Raw genomic sequence first — 20,038 nt, 5'->3', positions numbered from 1 at the left:
GAACATGTCTGCCGCTGTGATCGGCCGGCAGATATCCCGGATCAGAGAGAAAGTGAAACTAGGCACATATGATCCTCCACCCTTACCTATCGAAGCCGCTTTGACGCGGTGATACACCGACATGATCCGTTTCGTTCTCTGCCTGCTCGGCGCCCTGTTCATCCAAGCCGCGGTCATGGCCCACACGGCTAATGGCGGCTCAACTGACTTCTTCACCAGCTTTGGCGAAGGCCTCCGCGCGTCGGTGAACTTCGACATCGGAATTGTCCGTAACGCGGCCACACTGGTTGGAGCCAAGCTCAACTAGTTTCGTCGTACGTTTGCCCGCAGGACGATCATATCGCGAATAGGTCAAAATGGCATATTTGATGATAGTAGGGAGCATACGCGTATGCCCCCTACTATCAACATCAATGACGAGCGTTACAAGCGTCTGCGTTTCCATATGCGCAGGCTTCGACTTGCTGCCGACCTCACGCAGGTGCAACTCGCTCGGCGGCTGCACGTAGACCAGCCGAACGTTTCTAAAATCGAGCGCGGAGAGCGATATGTCGATGTTTTGTTTTACCTCGACTGGTGTCGCGCCTGTGGCATTGATCCGGGTACCGCGTTCTCGAAACTTGCCTCCCTGGACAAGCAGTGAGCTATGAGGCGGCGTTCGCGGGACGGCTCTGCGCCTGTCCTGACCAGACCGTCGCAAACTTCCCCTTCCCCGCCGCACGCAGCGCGTTTTTGATAGCGTCGAGCTGTCCCGCAATGCCGCCCGTGAGCTGTCGAGGTTGTCCAGCCGACTCAGTCTTGGCTGCAGCAGTCTGCGTCGGGGCATTGCTCGCGAGTCCGTCGAACGTGGCGTCACGCGCTTCGGTCGCCGGTTGCAAGTCCCCTTTCCGGATGCCTTTGGCAAACGCCGATTGCCATCCATTCAGTACGGTCCGGGGGATGCCTTCGACCGCATCAACCACGGTCAACGTGCTTCCGTCCACGCTGAGGGTTATTCGTCGGGTTCCGATCGCGTCGTAAAAGCTTTGGCCAACACAGCGCGCTACCGTGGCCGTCACTTCCGCATTTTCGGTTGCTTCTCGTTGCTGCAGAACGGTTTGGTTCCGAAGCTGCCGGGCACGATACGCGAAGTCAACAGGCTTGCGAAGAAGGGCGCGGAGGTAGTTGATTGGCGCGTGCGCTTTTTTGAGTCCAGCCCAGCTGACGTCGACGACGTCGGAGAGGAATTTGCCGTTTGCTTTGGCTTCGGTCATGAGTTTGAAGACCAGAAATTCATGAAATCCCAGCGAAGTGAGGCGTTTGAGATCCTCGGGGAGGGTGCCTGGTTGTCTCTTTTGAGAAGCAGGGAAAAGATCCTTATATATAGCTCCGTCTGCCACGTTGGCAGACCGACTATTCAGCGACTCGCCCCGGGCTTGCTGCGCACCTTCGGCCTTGGCATCTGGTGACGCCGTGTGACTGGCTGGAGCTTCCTTGACGACGAGACCAAGCAGCAAGGCCGCGCTTTCGGTGAGATGGAGGTAGGCGCGACCAAACAGGCCAGCTTGGCCATATCGGCTTTGGGGGGGGCGCGTGATGAGGCCTGCAGCTTCGAGATCATCGAGACTGCGATAGAAGGTCCGCATGGATTGCATGGCACGGCCGGTAAGCAGCTCACGGCGCGCGAATATGGCGGCGTAGGGGCGTTTGGCGTCCACGGTGCGGGCGAGAGCGGCGAGCAGGGCGCGGGAGCGTGCGCTGACGCCTTGTAGTTGCGCGGCACGATGGACGGCCCGGAATATCACCCAAGGCAAGTTGGTTGTGTCGCAGGTGAATTCGGCGCGAGCTTGTGCGTCGCCTTCTGCGGTTAATTTTTCTGCTTCGCAAGGATGAGCTTCACCCTCGCCAGCAACAGAGCGTTGCGCGATAGACATGTCGAGCGACCATTTTCAGAAAATGGAAGACACATGCTTGACTGCCGATCGCTTTCCGCTACACTCCGAAGTGTCAGTGCTTCGCCCGATTAGCCGTCGGGGGAGTGCAGCAGGAGGGGCGAGCGACAGCAAGCCCAATATTCAAAAGCCTTCGGAATTAGCCGTTCCGAAGGCTTTTGTCTTTCTAGCGTTAGAGCGTCATCGACTGCATCTAAGCTCCTTTCTTTTCCAGTAAGTCATTGATTTATAAGTATGTACGACTCGTACATCACTCCTTGCTCGTGATCTGGTCGGCGATGAACTCTCGAATCCGCTGCGCCCAATCGCTTGCAGACTCTGCGTCCTCGCCCTTGAATTGAACCCCTACGACCCCTTTCCGAACCGAAATTTCGCAGATGTGGCGCTTGCCGCTTTTGACGAACAATTTTTCCGGCGCGGCAGTCTTTGGTCGCTGTGCGCGAGCCATGCTCACAGCCTGCTCTTGCGTCATGGTCTCGTCGTTGACGAGCTTTTCGATGGCCGCAATGACTGCCTCGGTCCGCCCCGATTCTGCTATCTGAGAAAGGGCCTGCGCCGCAGTACTGCCTAGTCGCTCAGGCCGTCGAAAGAGGATCTCTTTCGCTTTCTCAGGCAGCGCGTCGTAGCGCATGATCCGAGTCACATGCACGCGGCTAATGCCCGCAATCTCTGCCAATGCCGCGTGGTCCAGTCCCGTTTCGGTCTGCAGTTGAAGGAAATTCCAATACTTCTCGAAGTCCGAAAGGGAGGGGGCCAACAGGTTGCTGAAAAACGCGAACTTGCTGACATCCTCATCGGCGATATCTTGGGTCACGGCACGAATGCGTGGCCGGCCCAGCTCGCGATAAATGGCAGTGCGGTTGTGGCCGGCGACCAATTCACGTCGGCCATCTGGCCGGCGGCGTAATACCACCGGTGTAATCAGCGGGTTACGTTCGAGGTTGGCTTTGAGTTCAGCGTATTCTTCCGGACTCAGTTTTCGGCGCCTGCCTTCTACCTCGTCGATGAGGTCGAGGTCGACTTCTTCCTCGGCTGTGCGTTCGGCGAGCGCGCGCTTCAAGCGCTCAATTTCATCATGTTGTTGCTCGGCGGTGGCCTGCAAGTGCATGAGTTGGCCCGGAGCGGTCCGGGGGGAGCCGACCGGACGACTCCCAGCCGCGGCCACCTCTTCGCTCGTGAGCTTGATGCCAGCCGCCTTAGATGCGAAATTCTTCATCGTCGCCATGGTCGTCTATCCTTTTTGCCAGAGACTCGAGATCTTGTCGTCCACCCGGTCGACGAACTGGTCGCACGGGGTTCGGATTCGCCGGAGAGTCTCTGCGCCGCCCTCATAGACCGTGAGGTCGTAGACGGTCGCGAACCGCATATTGGTGTTTCGCGCAACGTCGGTTTCGGGTATCTCGACAGGTATCACCCTCGAGCCGTAGAGTTGGGAAATCCAAGACTGAACGGCTTTCGCCGCGGGCTTTGGCGTCATCCGGGTCACCAAGATATCGATGAAATCGAATTCCTTCCTCGACTCATCCCCTCTAGCGGCCATGCCGGTCACCAAGTCCGAGAAGAGGTGCCAGAACTGAACCATAGACGCGAACGCCAGTACGTCCGGAACGACTGGCACAATCACACCGTCAGCCGCGAAAATGGCATTGATCGTCAGGTAGCTAAGCGTGGGGGCCGTATCGAGGATGATGTAGTCGTATTCATCGCGCAGAGCCTCAAGGCCCTTGTGCAGTACGTTCTCAAAGCGCTCGCCACGGGCACCTGCGGAAGCGCGAGCGGGCAGCATGAACTCCGCGTTGAACAATTCCGTCGACGAAGGGATCAGATCGAGGTTTGGCCAGTAAGTGGACTGAGGAAGCGCCGACATGTCGAACGGCTCTCCCTTCAAGAACGCTTCCACCAAAGGCATGATCGTCTGCGACGCGTCAACCTCAGCGTGCGGATTTATCCCATAAAGCGTCGTGGCGCTTCCTTGCGGGTCTAGGTCGATATGGCAGACTCGTCGACCCCGCCGCAACGCGAGCCCCTGTGCCAGGATGGTCGACATCGTAGTTTTCGTGACGCCGCCCTTGAAGTTGGCTACGGCAATGACTTTGCCCGGGCCGCTACGTGGGGCAGGGTTCAATTCGGCCTTGACCCACTGGACCGCCTCCTCCACGGTAAACTGTCGTGGAGCGCCTCGACGGGACTGCGTGCCTTGCGGAAGCTCGCCTTTCTTCATGGCGTACGCCATCCGCTGCGTGTCTATGCCACACATCTCTTGCACCCGGGCGGAACTGATCATCGGCGGGACTTTCCGCGGGAACGGTTCAAGCAGCTCGTCGCGAATCTTCTGAAGCATGAAGTCAGATAGGCCGGCGAGCTTGATAAGGTCTTCGGGCGTCGTCTTTCCGGGATTCGCGAGGTCGAGATCCATAGCGTTCTTAGGGCGTTCCATTCCGGTGGTTGTGTTCTATCGTTTGGGCGAAAATACGGCCAGCCGATAGAATTTCCCGAAGCGTAGCTGTCGCCTTGGGTAAACGCAAGTTAACTTTTACGGGGATGTATCGCCTGGGAGCCCTGTAAATGCTGGGTTCGGCGGATTTTCGTGAGAAATTACGTGAGGAAAAGCGCAGGCGGACCAGGCTGCAACTGGCGCTTTCGCATGCGAAAAAACTAGCTTTGCGTGTCGAGAAGCGCGTCCTCGAAGAACGCATTGACTGCTCTGTAACGCCGCGCGCTGTCCCCTTTTGTATAGATCGTCGTCGTGGCCAGGCTGGCGTGCCCGAGGTTCGTCTGCACGTCGCGCACGTCTGCGCCGCTGTCGAGGGTGTGGTTGACGTGGGTATGGCGCAGCCAGTGGGTACTAGCGTTGCGCAGATCGGCCGCGGCACCGGGGTAGCGGGTCTCCAGCTGATCCGCCGCGCGCTCGAAGATCCGCTTGAACAGGCGGGCAACGGCGTCCGGCGTCAGTCGCCTGCCGGTCTGCAGATGCCCAATCAGCGGTGTTTCTTTCGGGCATTCCAGCAGCGCAGGCATGCCGTGGGACGTAAGGGTGCGCTCCAGCTCGGCCATCAGTTTTTTCGGCATGGGCACGCGCCGGTTACGGCGCCCCTTGCCCCGTACCTTTAGCTCCCAGGCGTCGTCCAGTGCGCCGTCCAGCGCCGCACGTGTCAGATCACCCGTCATTGCCCCGGCCAGTTCCGCCCGGCGCAGGCCGGTGGCGTACGCAAATAGCAGGGTGAAGTGGTCGCGCTGCTCCTCCGGCGTGTATTCGATCCGCCGCGTCGTCTGCAGCACGTATTTCCATTGGGCGTGCGTGAGGGTGCGCCCGGTGGTATTGACCGCCTCGACCTCGCTGGACCTTGGCAAGCCGTCAAACGGGTTGCTGGCCAGATACCTCTGACCGACCAGCCAGCTGAACATGGCACGCAGGATCTTGCGCGCGTCCTCGCGACTGCGGTCTTTCAGCGGGCCAGCGAACGGTCGCCAGGCGGGCTCGAAGCGCTCGACGCGACCGCGGCCAACCCAGCGCGCGGCTGGCTGGGGGTCCGTCAGGAACACATCAATGTATTCCGCGCAGTCCAGCGTGTTCAGTGACGACAGGGGTTTTCCCTTCTGCACGATCGCCCACAGCAGCAGGCGCTCGCCCTCGCGCCGGTACGTCCGCGCGGTGTCGGGGCTGCGGGCGCCCCGAATCCTCACCCAGGCGGAGACTGCCGCCAGATCCGTGTTCAGTTCGGCCTGGTGGGCGGGAACGGGCGCGCGGTTCAGGCCTTGCGAGCCGTCGAGTTCGGCGGACACGCGCAGTGCCTCCATCGGCACGATGTCCGGCACCGTGCCACCGATCGGCGACCGTAACAGCGCGGGATGTCCGGCCTGCAGCTGCCGGCGCGGTGTGGTGGCCAGCGGTGACAGTACCTGTCCGAGCGATCCGGCGTGCAGCGACAGCCAGTCCATGATGCGCTGCGCGCCCTTCGGACCGAGTTTCGGCACCTCGGCGTGCCAGCGGTTGCGGCGTCGGCCGATAAGGGCCAGCAGGTCCGCGAGCGTCGCCAGGCCCGCGGCCGTGAGGCGCGCTACGACGGCGGGCTCGAACCAGCCTTCCAGCGGGTGATGCGGCACGGGATCGTGAACCAGCGCCTTTTCCATGCGTGCCAGCGCGTCGGCCTGCCGGCGCCGCAGCCGGGCGTTGCGGGCAATGCGCCGGTCAACGCGGGGCGAGGCCTCGGGCGGAAAGTCCGCGCGATACAGCTCCAGCAGTTCGGCCTCGCTGTAGACGCCGTCCGGATCGACGCTATCGCGGTACGCGTCGAGCGTCGGCACGGAGTCCTGCGCGTGCAGCTCGGTCGGCGGAATACTGCCCGGTTTCAGCCGCAGCAGGTGCGCCGCCTCGATGTCGCGGGCACGGCGCGCGGCCACCGACAGCGTGTCACGCAACGTGGCGATCAAGCGGCGTGTCACGCGCACGTCCGTGCCGGCGTCGCCGTAGCTCGCGTGCAGCTGCACGTCAGTGAGGCCGTCGAGATAGCCTCGGTACAGGGCGAAGTGCTGGCGGGTCAGGCGTCGGTTCATGGCTGTAGTTAAGGGCGTTCTGGCCAGTTTCTTGACAGGTCCGGGTTCGCGACCAATACTGGATCGACACAGTGCGAGTACATCGAAAGGTGACCTCTGACGCCGCCTCACCCCTCCGGGCCAGGCGGCGTTTTCATTTCACGGTCGACAACGCGATGGCATCCACATCAAATAGTTCTTTGCTATCAAGCACTTGGGCGAAGGCTATCATTGACCCCCCAATCTGACAAGCAAAATCACCATTCGCGATAACTCCAGTTATCAGATGTGGCGATTTTCTGTCGGGGCAAAAAAGGGCGCTTTTTCGTCTGCGGTTTCAGCGGCGCGCCGCGCTATGAGGCACGCCTCGTCGTCGGTGCCCCCGCTTGTGGGACCCGGGCCACACGCGTAATTCATTCCGATGGCTGCTTTGCAGGGTTCTTGCCATAATTGAAGTTCGATAAGAAGACGCAGGTAAAGACGTGCTGCCACGATTTAACGCTTCGATGGTGTTGCCGCCATTCACGGGGGACGATCCGACATTGCCGGCGACCATGTCGCCGTACCGCTCGCAAATGCTCGAGTTCGCCCAGCACTTCGCGACCTCGCCCGAACGGACCGGCATTCTCAACGGACTGCTTGACTATCGCGAAGCACTCAGGATCGCCACTATCGACACCGCGCGGGCTTTTCAATGGATGGACGGCAGCTTCGTTGAGGACGTCGAACAGGCAAGGGCACGACCGCCGGCTGATATTGATGTGGTGACGTTTGGATATACACCGCAGTTTGCCGACAAGCCTGCCTTTGACGCGTGGATGACAGCACACCACGCGCTGTTTGATCAGCGCGAAACCAAGCGGCTCTATAGCTGCGATGCCTACTTTGTGCATATGGGCAAGCGACCGGAACTGCTGGTCGATGACACGCGCTATTGGTTCGGTCTCTTCTCACATCAGCGCGAGACCGCGCTGTGGAAAGGAATGGTCCAGATACCGCTGGTGTCGGATGATGATCAGGCGCGGGCCCATCTCCAGAACCTGGTGTTTGACGAGGAGGGCGACGACAATGCTTAGGAAACTCGAAATTGATGCATTGAAAGCCGATCTGTCTGCGGTCGACGCATTGCTCGCGTCGCGCAGTGAAGCCGACGATCCGATCGGCTGGTATCAGTTCTCCTCGCGCAAGGAAGAAATCCAGCAGGCGCTTGGCGAGGTCATGACGCGCGCAGTGACCCATGCCGAGTTAGGCATCTTCTTTGGCGGCGGTCCGGTTCAGGGCTCACGCGGCATCAACGCCGATTTTGCCGGCAAGGCGCTCGAGGACCTGCAGGCACTCGTCTCGAAACGCTTCTCTGGCCGCGAGTTCGGCCGGCTGGCTCAGCGCGGGCCGGTACCGCGCGTCGACACATCACAGATGCTCGTGACAAACATCGTGCGGGGATCGGTCGGATTCGTGCTCGAGGAGTCCGGCAGCAATCCTCAAATGGTTGAAACGCCGCTCAAAACTGCCGTCGACGAAATCGCCGACATCCTCTCTCGGGTAGGTGCCGACGATGAGGCCGTATTTGAAGAGGCGGCGACTGAACTGGATGAGCGCATCCTGGTCACCCTCAGGCAGTTTTTCCAGCGGCTCGACGAGCAGGGCGCAACGATGCGGGTGGTCGACGGAACCCGGGACTTTCTGCTCGATCGTCACGCCGTCGCGCTCGCCCGTGAGCGCACCCAGGCCATCGAGATTGTGGAGCGCGATGCCGAGATGACGGGGACCCTGTTTTTGCTCCCCGACTCCAGAAGGTTCGATTTCTATACGGTGGGTGACGACGGTGGCCAGCTTGTCCTGAAGGGAACGGTCAGTCCGGCCGTCATCCGTCAGATTCAGGAACAGGCCGACATCGAACATCCACCGATCGACGCGCGCACGCTTCCACAGATGCCCTGGCGGGTCGAGATCAGGACCCGCGAGCTGCGTGAGCGCAATCGGGCGCCGAGGCAGGTCCATACGCTGATGCGTCTTGTGGGCCCGGACGGCTAGCCGCGCTAGGGGAAACCGGCAGGCCTTCGCTCCTGCCGTGTCGCGCAGCGGCAGGGATTCGCGGCGAAGATCTGGGACCAGATAAAGACACCATGCGGACCTGTTGGGCACCTCCGGCGGCTTGAGACCAGCAGCGCGGGTTCCGTCGGAAAGCGATGGGACGAAGCGGCAAGGGCATGACGTGTGAACCTAAAGATGTTTTCGTGACGCGGCGTCTACCTAGTGGCACTCCTACATTACAAACTCAAGCCTTTGCACGTCGTCCTGGAACACACGCACCATTGGTGACTAGCGCTGCATCAGATGTTCCCCAACTCCCCCGCACGGCGCTCGATCAGGCTCTGCCCGTCGCAACGGAAGAGGAAACCCCTGGACGTTCGGCCTTTAAACTGTCGTCGCCCCTGCCGTTATCTCAATAGCAAGTGACGCGGCTTCAACGATCGCAACTGGAAAGCAAGGGACAAGGCGATTTTTCGTTAAAATCGCAGCATCTTGGGGGAGAGGCCAAGCGTCAAATAGATTAGAGGGGAGCAGAAGTAATGCCTGGACTGAACCTGCTCGAACGATTTCGGGGAAAGTGTTTAAAAGGGACCGCGATCGAGTGCCACGCCAAGTACTATGCCCACGAGATCTCCCATCGGCACAGCGCTGGCGGCGTTGATCGCCTGTCGCAATCATTGCTCGACGCCTGCGTCGATCTGAACCCGCACCGGATCTACGCCGTGCCGACGCTCTGCCAATACTGGGCTGAGGGGCTCCGGCTGCGCTCCGAGTCAGTGAAGAAGGGACCCCAATGAAGTTTGTCAGCAACGCTGGAACCGACCGCGTATTGGACCTCGTACGCCCATGGCTGAAGCCCGGTCACCGGCTCGACGCCGTGTCACCGTCGTTCTCGCTGTTTGCCTTTGCCGAGGTCCTGGCCGATGCGGCCAAGCTGTCGCAGGCGCGCTTGGTCCTTCCCGCCGTCGACTCCGCCAACGCCTCGGACCTTCGATTACTCGGCAACGCCGCTGACCGCCCCGCTCGCAACCAACTGCAGGCTCCGTGGCTTGCGCGAAAGTTCGCGGCTTGGGTGGAGGGCAAAGCCCACGTGCGGCAGGCCAGCGGGGCGATCCCTCAGGGTACCTTGGTGATGCGCGATGCGGCAGGGCAGGCACAGCAAGCCATACTGGGTTCTTTCGCCTTCAGCACGGAGGGGCTAGGCCTGACCCCCGGCAATCCGTTGAGCCTGGTTCAGGCCTCCGAGAACTCTGCCGAAGCCGCGATGCTCAGCCAGTGGTTCGACGCGCAATGGGCCAGTCTGAAGGACCAGCCAGAAACCAAGGCGGCACTAATCGACGCCATCAAGGAGCTCTCCGCCCACCGCGACCCGTCCAGCATCTACACCTTGATGCTGCACCACCTCTTTTCCGGCACAGGAGAAGGCATGGACGAGGACCGCATCGTCAAGTCCGCGACGGGCATTCGCAACACGGTCGTATGGAAGAAGCTCTACAAGTTCCAGCGCGACGGCGTGGTGGGCGCGCTCGACAAGCTGGAACGTTTCGGCGGGTGCATCATTGCCGACAGCGTGGGCCTGGGCAAGACCTTCGAGGCTCTGGCCATCATCAAATACCACGAGCTGCGCAACGATCGGGTGCTGGTACTCTGCCCCAAACGTCTGCGCGACAATTGGACGCTGTACAAGGCCAACGACCGGCGCAACGTGCTCTCGCCCGACCGGCTCAACTACGACGTGCTGAACCACACCGACCTGTCGCGTGATGGTGGCCACTCCGGCGACATCGACCTGTCGCATGTGAACTGGGGCAACTACGACCTGGTGGTGATCGACGAATCCCACAACTTCCGCAACAAGAAGACGCCACGCCAGGGCAACGAAACCCGCTATGACCGGTTGATGCGCAAGATCATCCGCGAAGGCGTGAAGACGCGTGTACTGATGCTCTCGGCAACTCCGGTCAACAACCGACTGGCCGACCTGCGCAACCAGATCGCGTTCGTCACCGAGGGTGACGATACGGCACTGGTCGACCATGGCATCGCCAGCATCGACAGCACCACCCGCCGTGCGCAAAAGGCCTTCAACCGTTGGCTGGAGCTGCCCGAAGACGAGAAGACACCGTCGCTGCTGGTGGAGATGCTCGGCTTCGACTACTTCGCGCTGCTCGACCACCTGACAATCGCCCGTTCGCGTCGCCACATCGAGAAGTACTACGGCACGGCCGAGACCGGCCGTTTCCCTGACCGGTTACCGCCTATCAACATCAAGGCCGACGTCGACCGCGCAGGCGAGTTCCGCTCCATCCGCGACATCAACCTCGAGATCCGCCGTCTCAACCTGGCCGCCTACGCTCCACTGCGTTACGTGTTGCCCCACAAGCAAGCCGCCTACGACGCGAAGTACAGCACTGAGATCCGTGGCGGCGAGGGCTTTTTCCGCCAGGTGGACCGTGAAGAGAGCCTGATCCACCTGTTGCGCGTCAACGTGCTAAAGCGCATGGAAAGCGCCGTGTCGTCGTTCGCGCTCACCGTGCACCGCCAGCTCACGGACGTGGAGGCCACGCTTGCGCGCATCGAGGCGCACGACCACGAAATCGAAGAGTTCGACATCGCCGATGTGGACATCGACGATCCAGCGTTCGAGGCCTTGCTGGTCGGCCGCAAGGTGAAGGTGCTGCTGGGCGATGTGGACCTCATCCGCTGGAAGCAGGACCTTGCCGAAGACCGCAACCGCCTGGCCACGCTCTACGCCGCTGCCGAGCAGGTCACCGCTGCACGCGATGACAAGCTGTGCAAACTGCGCGATCTCATCGCCGAGAAATGCAAGAATCCCAGCAATGCCGGTAACCACAAGGTCATCGTCTTCACCGCTTTTGCTGACACGGCCACCTACCTGTTCGAACACTTGGCCGGCTGGGCCAAGTCCGAGCTCAGCATCGAGTCGGCGTTGGTCACGGGCTCCGGCCGAAACCGGTCGACCTTGCCAGGCCAACGCAAGGATTTGACCAGTATCCTCACCGCCTTCTCGCCGCGCTCCAAGGAGCGGCCGGAGGAGCTTGCCCACGAGGGCGAGCTGGACTTGTTGATCGCCACCGACTGCATTTCTGAAGGCCAGAACCTGCAAGACTGCGACTGGCTGGTCAACTACGACATCCATTGGAACCCGGTGCGCATCATCCAGCGCTTCGGGCGTATCGACCGCATCGGCTCGCCCAACGAGCGCATCCAACTCGTGAACTTCTGGCCCAACATGGAGCTGGAGGAGTACATCAACCTGGAGCAGCGCGTCAGTGGTCGCATGGTGCTGCTGGACATCTCTGCCACCGGCGAAGAGAACCTGATCGAGCAACAATCGGGCAACCAGATGAACGATTTGGAATATCGCCGCAAGCAGTTGCTCAAGCTGCAGGACGCAGTCATCGATCTTGAAGACCTGTCCACGGGTGTCGCCATCACCGACCTGACCTTGACCGATTTCCGCATCGACCTGGCTCAGCACCTCAAAGCGCACCCTGGCAAGCTCGAATCCATGCCGCTGGGGGCCTCTGCCGTAACCACCAGCATCGACGCCGACATTCCGCCCGGCGTTGTGTTTTGCCTGCGAGCCGAGGGACCCACGGCTGAAAAGACCATTGACCCGAGCTACCCCCTTGCGCCGCACTACCTCGTACACGCGGGGGATGACGGCACGGTGCTGCTACCGTACACCCAGGCCAAACGCATTCTCGACCGGCTCAAGCGGCTGAGCGTGGGGCGTGATCTCCCCGACGCTGCCGCCTGTGCAAGGCACGACTCATCAACCAAGCAGGGCGAAGATATGCGCTGCGCGCAGCGACTGCTGGCAGCGGCCGTCGCCTCCGTCGTTGGCAAGAGCGAAGAGCGGGCCGTGGCCAGTCTCTTCTCGCCGGGCGGCACCCACGCCAGACCCGGCGAGTTTGCCGGCTCTAACGACTTCGAGGTGGTCGCGTATCTGGTGGTTCTTGCTGGCAACGGACAGGAAAACGTCGAACAGGGCAGTATGGAGCCGGCTACATGACCGCACTAGGGGTTAGCCCTTTATCTTCACCCTTCACCAGTCGTGACCTGATCGCCGCGCTGGATTTGCCGGGAGCGGCACTGGTCAACCAACGTGTGCCCAAGAAGCTGCTGGTGGAGAATGGCTCGCCTACTGCCGCCGACAAGAAACTCATTCAAGACGGCATCGAAGAGATTACCTGGGTGGCAGCGCTCAAGCCTGCGAACATCGGCATCCCCGAGTTTCGGGACGAACTGCGAGCCTACCTGGAACTGGCAGTACTCTGCATCACCCTGCGCGAGCAAGCCAAGACTTCTCGCATTGCCGAGCTGGTGCACCGCGCCATCCCGTACCCGCTTGTGCTCATTCTGGAAGACGGGCCCGACGTGCTCATGTCGCTGGCGCACATCCGCTGGGCACAACGGGAAGCCGACAAGACTGTGCTGGATGATGGGCGGGCAGAGGTTCGCTTCAGCGATCACGTCACCGGCGACACAGTAAGTCTGATGGCCTTCCTGGAAGGACTGCCCCTGAGCCGCCAGCCGCGCGCCGATCTGTACGCCCTGTACCAGGGCTGGATTGACACCACTACCGCGCTGCAAGCGGCCGCCATTACGGGGCGGTTCGTTGCCAGCACGTCACCCGAACACGCTGCTGCTTGGCGAGCCGCCTTGCAGCGTTGCCGCGAAATCGACAGTCAGGTGGCGAACCTGCGTCTTGGAGCGGCCAAAGAGAAGCAGATGGCACGACAAGTGGCCATCAACTTGGAAATCAAACGCCTTGAGCAGGAACGCGCCTCGGCAGTTTCCCAGCTGAACGAAGACAACTCATGATCCCCGCGCGCACCTGACCCAAAAAGGAAACAAAAACATGTTCGAAAAATTAGAGGCCACATCGGCCGAAGCACAAAGCTCCAACCCCGTGGCCGACAATATCGCCAAGCTCAAGGCCCTGTTTCCAGAGTTGCTTACTGAGGGCGTCGATGGCGCCGCAATCAACGTGGACGTGCTCAAGGCCTTGTTCGGCGACAGGACGGCGAGCGACGTGGAAGAGAAGTACGGCCTCAACTGGCACGGCAAGCGCCGCGCGCGGCAGCTGGCGTTGACGCCCAGCACCGGCACGCTGCGGCCCAGCCGGGAGGAAAGCGTCGACTGGGACACGACGCAGAACCTGATGATCGAGGGCGACAACCTTGAAGTGCTGAAGCTGCTGCAAAAGAGCTACGCGGGCAAGGTCAAGCTCATCTACATCGACCCGCCGTACAACACCGGCAAGGACTTCGTGTACCCCGACAACTTCCAGGACAACATCAAGAACTACCTGCAGCTGACAGGGCAGATCGAAGGTGGCGCGAAGATCAGCAGCAACACCGAAGCCAGCGGTCGGTTTCATACCGACTGGTTGAATATGATGTACCCACGCTTGAAGCTAGCGTGGAACCTATTGCGAGAGGATGGGTTCATTTTCATCAGTATTGACGAAAATGAAATTGGAAATTTGCGAGTCGCTTGCGATGAGATTTTCGGAGAAGAGAATTTTAAAGGCCAGATTACTCGTCCCACAGGCACACCGACGGGTCAGGGCACGGAACGACTGGTGAATGAGTTGGATTACATTGTCGTTTACTCCCGATCCAATGAGACAGGTTTCGCGGGCCAGTCATTGTCCGAAGACGGTGAAAAGATTTACGATCAACAGGATGATCGAGGTCGTTTTCTGACTAGGCCACTGCGCAAGACCGGTGGTGAAGATAGGCGAGTTGATCGACCAAGTATGTTTTATCCGGTTGAAGCCCCAGATGGCACTAACGTGTATCCGATTGGGCCTAGCGGATATGAGAGTAGGTGGCGATGCGGATTCGAAACGTACAAGGATCACCTGTCAAACGGGCTCATTCTTTGGAAAGAGGTCAAGGGAGAAAACGCGGGTACTCTAGAATGGAAGCCTTACCAGAAATTCTATCTGGAAGGAAGAATGAAGCAACCTGGGAATCTCTGGAGCAATCTTGAGGGAAACAAGAAGGCGTCGAGAGAAGTTAGGGATTTGTTTAATGGTCAGAAGGTGTTTGATTTTCCAAAACCAGTGGACCTTATCCGAAATATCTGCGAGATATCGACCGATAAGACCGGTGTGGTGCTAGATTTTTTCGCTGGCTCTGGAACTACCGGCCACGCTGTTATGGCTCAAAGCGCTATCGATGGTGGCAACCGTCGCTACATTTTGGTTCAACTCCCCGAACCGCTCGATCCCGACAACAAGGACCAAGCAAGTGCTGCCGACTTCTGCGACCAGCTCGGCAAACCTCGCACGATCGCTGAGCTAACCAAGGAGCGTCTGCGCCGTGCAGCGGCGAAGGTCAAGGCCGACAATCCCATGTTTGGTGGCGACACCGGCTTCCGCGTATTCAAGCTCGACACGTCGAACATCCGCGCCTGGTCACCGAACCGCGAAAATATTGAACAGTCATTGCTCGACCACCAGGAGCACGTCGATGCCGGCCGCACCGAGACCGACGTGCTCTACGAGCTGCTCCTCAAGCTGGGCCTGGACTTGTGCGTACCTATCGAGCAGCAGACTATTGCCCGCAAGACGGTGAACAGCGTCGGTGGTGGCGTCCTGATCACATGCCTGGACACCAGCATCACCGCAGCCGATGCTGAGCCTTTGGCGCTGGGCATCGTGGCCTGGCACCAGCAACAGGCGCCGGCGGGCGAGACTGTCTGCGTGTTCCGCGATAGCGCCTTCGCCGATGACGTGGCGAAGAGCAACCTCGCAGCCATTCTCGAACAGCACGGCATCGCCAAAGTGCGCAGCCTCTAAGGACCGTTGACGATCATGAAGCTCCATTTCGAAGCCGACCTACCCTATCAGGCCGCTGCCATCGACGCGGTGTGCGATATTTTCCGTGGCCAGGAGGTGTGCCGCTCCGAGTTCACCGTCACCATGCGCGCGGCTGGCACAACAGTCGATAGCGAGGTCGGCACAACGCAAGCCATGCTGGAGGGCATGCAGGAGACCGAGCAAGGCGGCATCGGCAACCGGCTGACACTGCTGGACGACGAGGTTGACGCGAACCTCAAGGCGATCCAACTACGCAACGGCCTGCCGCCCTCTGCCAAGCTCTCAGGCGATTTCACCGTGGAGATGGAAACCGGCACAGGCAAGACTTACGTCTATTTGCGCAGCATCTTCGAGCTGAACAAGCGCTACGGCTTCACCAAGTTCGTGATCGTGGTGCCATCGGTCGCGATCAAGGAGGGGGTAAACAAGACGCTGGAGATCACGCGGGAGCATTTCGAGGCGCTGTACCCTAGCGCCAAAGGCTACGAGTTCTTCCAGTACGACTCGGCCAAGCTTGGCCAGGTGCGAAACTTCGCCACCAGCCCGAATGTGCAGATTATGGTAATCACAGTTAGCTCAATCAACAAGTTCGGTGACGAAGAAGAGGCCGCCGCCGAGGAATCTGACGAGTCGCGCCGTCGCGAGAAGACCAAGAACGTGATGTATCGCGCCAGCGAGAAGACGGGGGGCGAGAAGCCTATAGACCTTGTGCGGGCCACGCGTCCGTTCATCATTGTGGACGAGCCCCAGAGCGTGGATGGCGGTATTGATGGCCGCGGCAAGAAGGCACTGGACCGCATGAACCCGCTATGCAGCCTGCGCTACTCGGCTACCCACGTGGACAAGCACAACATGGTCTACCGGCTTGATGCGGTGGACGCCTACGAGCAGAAACTCGTCAAGCAGATCGAGGTGGCGGCAGCGACGGTGGAAAGTGCCAACAACAAGGCTTTCGTGAAGCTGGTGTCGGTGAGCAACCGACGCGGAGCCATCACGGCCAAGGTCGAACTGGACGTCGAAAACCGCGCGGGTGGTGTGCAGCGCCAGGAGGTCACAGTGCAAGATGGTGACGATCTGCAACAGACCACGCGGCGCGCGATGTACGCCAACATGCGCATAGGCACGATTCGTACCGGCAGGGGGGATGAGTTCATCGAGCTTCACGTCCCCGGCGACCAGATCTACTTGCGGCCGGGCGAGGCTTGGGGCGACGTAGATGTTACCGCCGTGCAGCGCGAGATGATCCGCCGCACGATCAAGGAGCACCTGGACAAGGAGAAGCTCCTTGGCCCGAAGGGCGTCAAGGTGTTGAGCCTGTTCTTCATTGACGCGGTGGACAAGTACCGGCAGTACGACGAGAACGGCAACGCGTTGAAGGGTGAATACGCACGCATCTTCGAGGAGGAATACAAGCGCTGGGCCAGGCATCCGGACTACCAGAGCCTGTTCGGCGAGATCGACCTGAACAGCGCGACTGACGAAGTGCACAACGGCTACTTCTCGATCGACAAGAGGAAACTCGGCGGCAAGACGGTGGAGGTGTTCAAGGACACCAGCGGCGAAACCAAGGCTGACGACGACACCTACAACCTGATCATGCGCGACAAGGAGAAGCTGCTGAGCTTCAGCTCGCCGCTCAAGTTCATCTTCAGCCACTCGGCGCTGAAGGAAGGCTGGGACAACCCCAACGTCTTCCAGATCTGCAACTTCTCCACCCGTGAAACCGAACGCTGGCGGCGCCAGACCATCGGGCGCGGGCTGCGCCTGTGCGTCAACCAGGACGGCCAGCGCCTGCGCGGCTTCGAGGTCAATACGCTCACGGTGATCGCCACCGAGAGCTACCAGCAGTTCGCCGAAAACCTGCAGAGGGACATTGAGAGAGAAACCGGCATCCAATTCGGCGTGGTGCCGGATCACCTCTTTGCCGTGGTCGCCGTGACGCAGGCCGATGGCAAGCAGGCACCGCTCGGGTTCGACGCGTCCAAGACGCTGGCCGACTACCTGAAGGCGCAGGGTTACATCGATGCCAAGGGTAAAGTGCAGGACACGCTGAAGAAGGCGCTGAAGGACAACACGCTGGCGCTGCCCACCGAGTTCGAGCCCCATCGCGCGCAGATTGCCGAGCTGCTGCGCAAGGCCTCCGGCAAGCTGGAGATCAAGAACGCTGACGAGCGCCGCAGTGTGCCCGTGCGCCGCGCTGTGCTGGACAGTCCGGAGTTCAAGGCGCTGTGGGACCGCATCAAGCAGAAGACGACCTATCGTGTGCAGTTCGACAACGACAAGCTGATCGGCGACTGCATCAAGGCGCTCACCGATGCACCACCAATCGCCAAGACACGGCTGCAGTGGCGCAAGGCGGGGATGGCCATCGGCAAAGCAGGGGTCGAAGCCACCGAGCGCGGTGGGGCGGACATTGTCAACCTTAACGAGGCCGACATCGAGCTACCCGACGTGCTGACCGAGCTGCAGGATCGAACGCAGCTGACCCGGCGCAGCATTGGCCGCATCCTGACGGAGAGCAACCGACTCGGCGACTTCAAGCGAAACCCCCAGCAGTTCATCGAGATCGCGGCCGATGCGGTCAACCGATGCAAGCGCAACGCACTGGTGGATGGCATCAGGTACCAACGCCTAGGCGATGCCGCGTTCTATGCGCAGGAGCTGTTCGAGCAGGAGGAACTGACCGGATACCTGAAGAACATGTTGAAGGACACCGAAAAATCGGTGTACCAGCACGTGGTCTACGACTCGGATGTCGAGAAGGACTTCGCCGATCAACTGGAGAAAAACACAGCCATCAAGGTCTACGCGAAGCTGCCCGGTTGGTTCAAGGTGCCAACTCCGTTGGGGACCTACAACCCGGACTGGGCAGTGCTCGTGACCACGCCCGACGGCGACAAGCTGTACTTTGTTGCCGAAACCAAGAGCAGTCTGTTCGCCGACGATCTGCGCGACCGCGAAAGCGCGAAGATTGAGTGCGGTCGGGCGCACTTCCATGCACTGGCGGTGGGAGAGAACCCGGCAAGGTACGGCAAGTTCAAGGACGTGGCGGGGCTGTTGAACGAGGTTGCGGACCAGGACGAGGCCGTCAAGGAATGCCTGAAATAGTCGTTCTGCTCTCGTCGGTCAACTACGATCGCGACAATCGTCGGTAGCGGAAGTGGAGGGGCTGTGTTGACTTTTTGCATGAGGCGATAGTCGAAATACTCTCGATCGCCGGTGAGGCGATGACAGCGCCTGCTATCGCGGCAGAAGTCAACCGGCTCGGGCACTACTCCCGCCGCGACGGGTTGCCCGTGCCCGCGAATCAGATGTAAGCGATCCATGTTCGGCGTCTACCCGACGACGCTCTGAGCGAGGAGCAATCACCCAACGACAATGACGAAGGAGCAGCGACAACCATGACCACTTAACCCTCGACAATCAACTCGGCCGACCGGCCAAGATGATTTATATGTACGCCCCCGATGCGCCAGGTTTTCTTGTGTTTGATTTGACAGGATTGGTTGCACCTTTAGTGGAAATTCGTACCAACTTTTCTTCGTTTGACAGAAGCGCTCCCTAGTGAAAGTCGCGGCTCGCCAGTGTCAGATCGCCTAAAAGATGCGACATGTCGACAAGCAACTGCGCGACGAGGTGGCGTACCCCGCCTTCGGATTGCCACGTGCCGTACACGGCAAGCAGGGAAGCGTTGAGCGCTTCACGCCGATACTTCTCCAGGACCGACTGCCATACGATGATGTTGACGTTTCCGGTTTCGTCTTCCAGCGTGACGAACATTACGCCGTTGGCAGTCCCGGGGCGTTGCCGTCCTGTGACGAGCCCGCACGCGCGTGCAAGGCGCCCGTTGCGATAGCCGTTCAGGGTTGCCGCAGGCATCAAACGCTGTTCGCGCAGGACCGGCCGCAGCAAGTCGAGCGGATGCCGGCCGAGCGTCAGGCCGGTCGATTTGTAGTCGTTCACCATATCCTCAGCTTCGGACGGTGCCCCAAGGTCCGGCGTCTCGTCGTCGACGCGCGCGACGGCGAGCATGTCCCTGTCGGGCGTCGCTGCGGCAGACTCCCACAACGCCTCCCGCCGGTTGCCGGCCAGCGATGAAAGTGCGCTGGCTGCGGCCAGCACCTGCAGGTCGTGGCGGTCGAGCTGAGCGCGCCGGGCCAGGTCACTGACGCTCGAAAAAGGTTTGACGGCCCGCGCGGTTTCGATACGCTCCGCGGCTCCATCACGCATACCGCGAAGCAGCGACAGACCGAGCCGGACGTGTGGCCTTGAGTCTGGCGACTGACGTTGCAGCACCGAATCCCAGTCACTCAATGTGACGTCGACCGGCAGAACTCGAACGCCGTGACGCCTTGCATCCTGCACGAGCTGCGATGGCGAATAGGGGGGCCCTCAAGAAAGGGATTTTTTCGTACGTTAAGACTTCGACTTAGTCGATTTCATCGCGCGCAACGGCCGGAATCGGCCTTTGGCGACGCGTTGGTTGGCGTGCCACACATAGTCGCCCGTCAGGTTGATGTGGTTCCAGCCCAGTGGAGCGATGTGCGGGATCAGGGCTTCGTCAATCTCGCGCTGCTGCCGTGAGGCGGCAGTTGTTGCAGCCCTTCAAAACCGCTAATGGCGTCCGTAGATTACGCTAATGTAAGAGTTGACTTTGACCGCGCGAAATAAGGCGTAGCGG

13 protein-coding genes and 1 pseudogene are annotated in these 20,038 nt (G+C 60.4%); 9 read left to right on the top strand and 5 right to left on the bottom strand.

Going from position 1 to position 20,038, the window contains the following annotated elements; genetic code table 11:
* Positions 1 to 121: 121 nt before the first annotated feature.
* Complete coding sequence (locus AYM40_RS37690; protein ID WP_063501249.1) at positions 122 to 307, top strand: hypothetical protein; 186 nt, start codon at positions 122 to 124, stop codon at positions 305 to 307.
* 84 nt (positions 308 to 391) lie between these two features.
* On the top strand, positions 392 to 643 hold the full coding sequence (locus tag AYM40_RS37685; RefSeq protein WP_063501248.1) for a helix-turn-helix domain-containing protein: 252 nt from the start codon (positions 392 to 394) through the stop codon (positions 641 to 643).
* A gap of 1 nt (position 644) precedes the next feature.
* Here AYM40_RS37685 and AYM40_RS41160 read toward each other — a convergent pair whose 3' ends face one another.
* The 4 genes from AYM40_RS41160 to AYM40_RS37660 form a co-directional block, all read right to left on the bottom strand.
* Positions 645 to 1,913: a Replication protein O gene (locus tag AYM40_RS41160; protein WP_148662475.1), complete on the bottom strand. Its 1,269-nt coding sequence runs from the start codon at positions 1,911 to 1,913 to the stop codon at positions 645 to 647.
* 268 nt (positions 1,914 to 2,181) lie between these two features.
* Positions 2,182 to 3,156, bottom strand: a complete 975-nt coding sequence (locus AYM40_RS37670) for a ParB/RepB/Spo0J family partition protein (protein WP_063501245.1) — start codon at positions 3,154 to 3,156, stop codon at positions 2,182 to 2,184.
* 6 nt (positions 3,157 to 3,162) lie between these two features.
* The gene (locus tag AYM40_RS37665) at positions 3,163 to 4,347 is read right to left on the bottom strand and encodes a ParA family protein (RefSeq protein WP_063501244.1); all 1,185 of its coding nucleotides are present in this window, start codon (positions 4,345 to 4,347) and stop codon (positions 3,163 to 3,165) included.
* 239 nt (positions 4,348 to 4,586) lie between these two features.
* Entirely contained in the window at positions 4,587 to 6,485 is a 1,899-nt protein-coding gene (locus AYM40_RS37660; protein ID WP_063501243.1) for a phage integrase family protein, read from the bottom strand.
* Between the two features lie 461 nt (positions 6,486 to 6,946).
* Here AYM40_RS37660 and AYM40_RS37655 point away from each other — a divergent pair, with 461 nt between their 5' ends.
* From AYM40_RS37655 to AYM40_RS37625, 7 genes are all read left to right on the top strand, one after another.
* Entirely contained in the window at positions 6,947 to 7,540 is a 594-nt protein-coding gene (locus tag AYM40_RS37655; protein ID WP_420488536.1) for a DUF6932 family protein, read from the top strand.
* 19 nt (positions 7,541 to 7,559) lie between these two features.
* Positions 7,560 to 8,498 (top strand): hypothetical protein, encoded by a 939-nt coding sequence (locus AYM40_RS39785; RefSeq protein WP_148662474.1) that lies wholly within the window; start codon positions 7,560 to 7,562, stop codon positions 8,496 to 8,498.
* A 539-nt stretch (positions 8,499 to 9,037) separates the two neighbouring features.
* Entirely contained in the window at positions 9,038 to 9,295 is a 258-nt protein-coding gene (locus AYM40_RS37645) for a hypothetical protein (protein ID WP_063501241.1), read from the top strand.
* Positions 9,292 to 12,537, top strand: a complete 3,246-nt coding sequence (locus tag AYM40_RS37640) for a helicase-related protein (RefSeq protein ID WP_063501240.1) — start codon at positions 9,292 to 9,294, stop codon at positions 12,535 to 12,537. Before AYM40_RS37645 ends, AYM40_RS37640 begins: the two co-directional genes overlap by 4 nt.
* On the top strand, positions 12,534 to 13,349 hold the full coding sequence (locus tag AYM40_RS37635; protein ID WP_063501239.1) for a DUF4391 domain-containing protein: 816 nt from the start codon (positions 12,534 to 12,536) through the stop codon (positions 13,347 to 13,349). The genes AYM40_RS37640 and AYM40_RS37635 overlap by 4 nt, the downstream gene beginning before the upstream one ends.
* 37 nt (positions 13,350 to 13,386) lie before the next feature.
* On the top strand, positions 13,387 to 15,336 hold the full coding sequence (locus AYM40_RS37630; protein ID WP_063501238.1) for a site-specific DNA-methyltransferase: 1,950 nt from the start codon (positions 13,387 to 13,389) through the stop codon (positions 15,334 to 15,336).
* A gap of 15 nt (positions 15,337 to 15,351) precedes the next feature.
* Positions 15,352 to 18,465 (top strand): type III restriction-modification system endonuclease, encoded by a 3,114-nt coding sequence (locus tag AYM40_RS37625; protein ID WP_063501237.1) that lies wholly within the window; start codon positions 15,352 to 15,354, stop codon positions 18,463 to 18,465.
* A 453-nt stretch (positions 18,466 to 18,918) separates the two neighbouring features.
* Here AYM40_RS37625 and AYM40_RS37620 read toward each other — a convergent pair.
* Positions 18,919 to 19,740: pseudogene (locus AYM40_RS37620) on the bottom strand (OB-fold nucleic acid binding domain-containing protein); the annotation flags it as partial.
* Between the last annotated feature and the right edge of the window lie 298 nt (positions 19,741 to 20,038).

The sequence above is a fragment of the Paraburkholderia phytofirmans OLGA172 genome (assembly GCF_001634365.1).
Lineage (GTDB): Bacteria > Pseudomonadota > Gammaproteobacteria > Burkholderiales > Burkholderiaceae > Paraburkholderia.
Note: the sequence above shows the minus strand (reverse complement) of the source record. Positions and strands in the feature narration are given on the sequence as shown.

Excerpts from the sequence above, each read along its gene's own strand:
- AYM40_RS37690 (WP_063501249.1), top strand. The coding sequence starts at position 122 with ATGATCCGTTTCGTTCTCTGCCTGCTCGGCGCCCTGTTCATCCAAGCC.
- AYM40_RS37685 (WP_063501248.1), top strand. The coding sequence starts at position 392 with ATGCCCCCTACTATCAACATCAATGACGAGCGTTACAAGCGTCTGCGT.
- AYM40_RS41160 (WP_148662475.1), bottom strand. The coding sequence starts at position 1,913 with ATGTCTATCGCGCAACGCTCTGTTGCTGGCGAGGGTGAAGCTCATCCT.
- AYM40_RS37670 (WP_063501245.1), bottom strand. The coding sequence starts at position 3,156 with ATGGCGACGATGAAGAATTTCGCATCTAAGGCGGCTGGCATCAAGCTC.
- AYM40_RS37665 (WP_063501244.1), bottom strand. The coding sequence starts at position 4,347 with ATGGATCTCGACCTCGCGAATCCCGGAAAGACGACGCCCGAAGACCTT.
- AYM40_RS37660 (WP_063501243.1), bottom strand. The coding sequence starts at position 6,485 with ATGAACCGACGCCTGACCCGCCAGCACTTCGCCCTGTACCGAGGCTAT.
- AYM40_RS37645 (WP_063501241.1), top strand. The coding sequence starts at position 9,038 with ATGCCTGGACTGAACCTGCTCGAACGATTTCGGGGAAAGTGTTTAAAA.
- AYM40_RS37640 (WP_063501240.1), top strand. The coding sequence starts at position 9,292 with ATGAAGTTTGTCAGCAACGCTGGAACCGACCGCGTATTGGACCTCGTA.
- AYM40_RS37635 (WP_063501239.1), top strand. The coding sequence starts at position 12,534 with ATGACCGCACTAGGGGTTAGCCCTTTATCTTCACCCTTCACCAGTCGT.
- AYM40_RS37630 (WP_063501238.1), top strand. The coding sequence starts at position 13,387 with ATGTTCGAAAAATTAGAGGCCACATCGGCCGAAGCACAAAGCTCCAAC.
- AYM40_RS37625 (WP_063501237.1), top strand. The coding sequence starts at position 15,352 with ATGAAGCTCCATTTCGAAGCCGACCTACCCTATCAGGCCGCTGCCATC.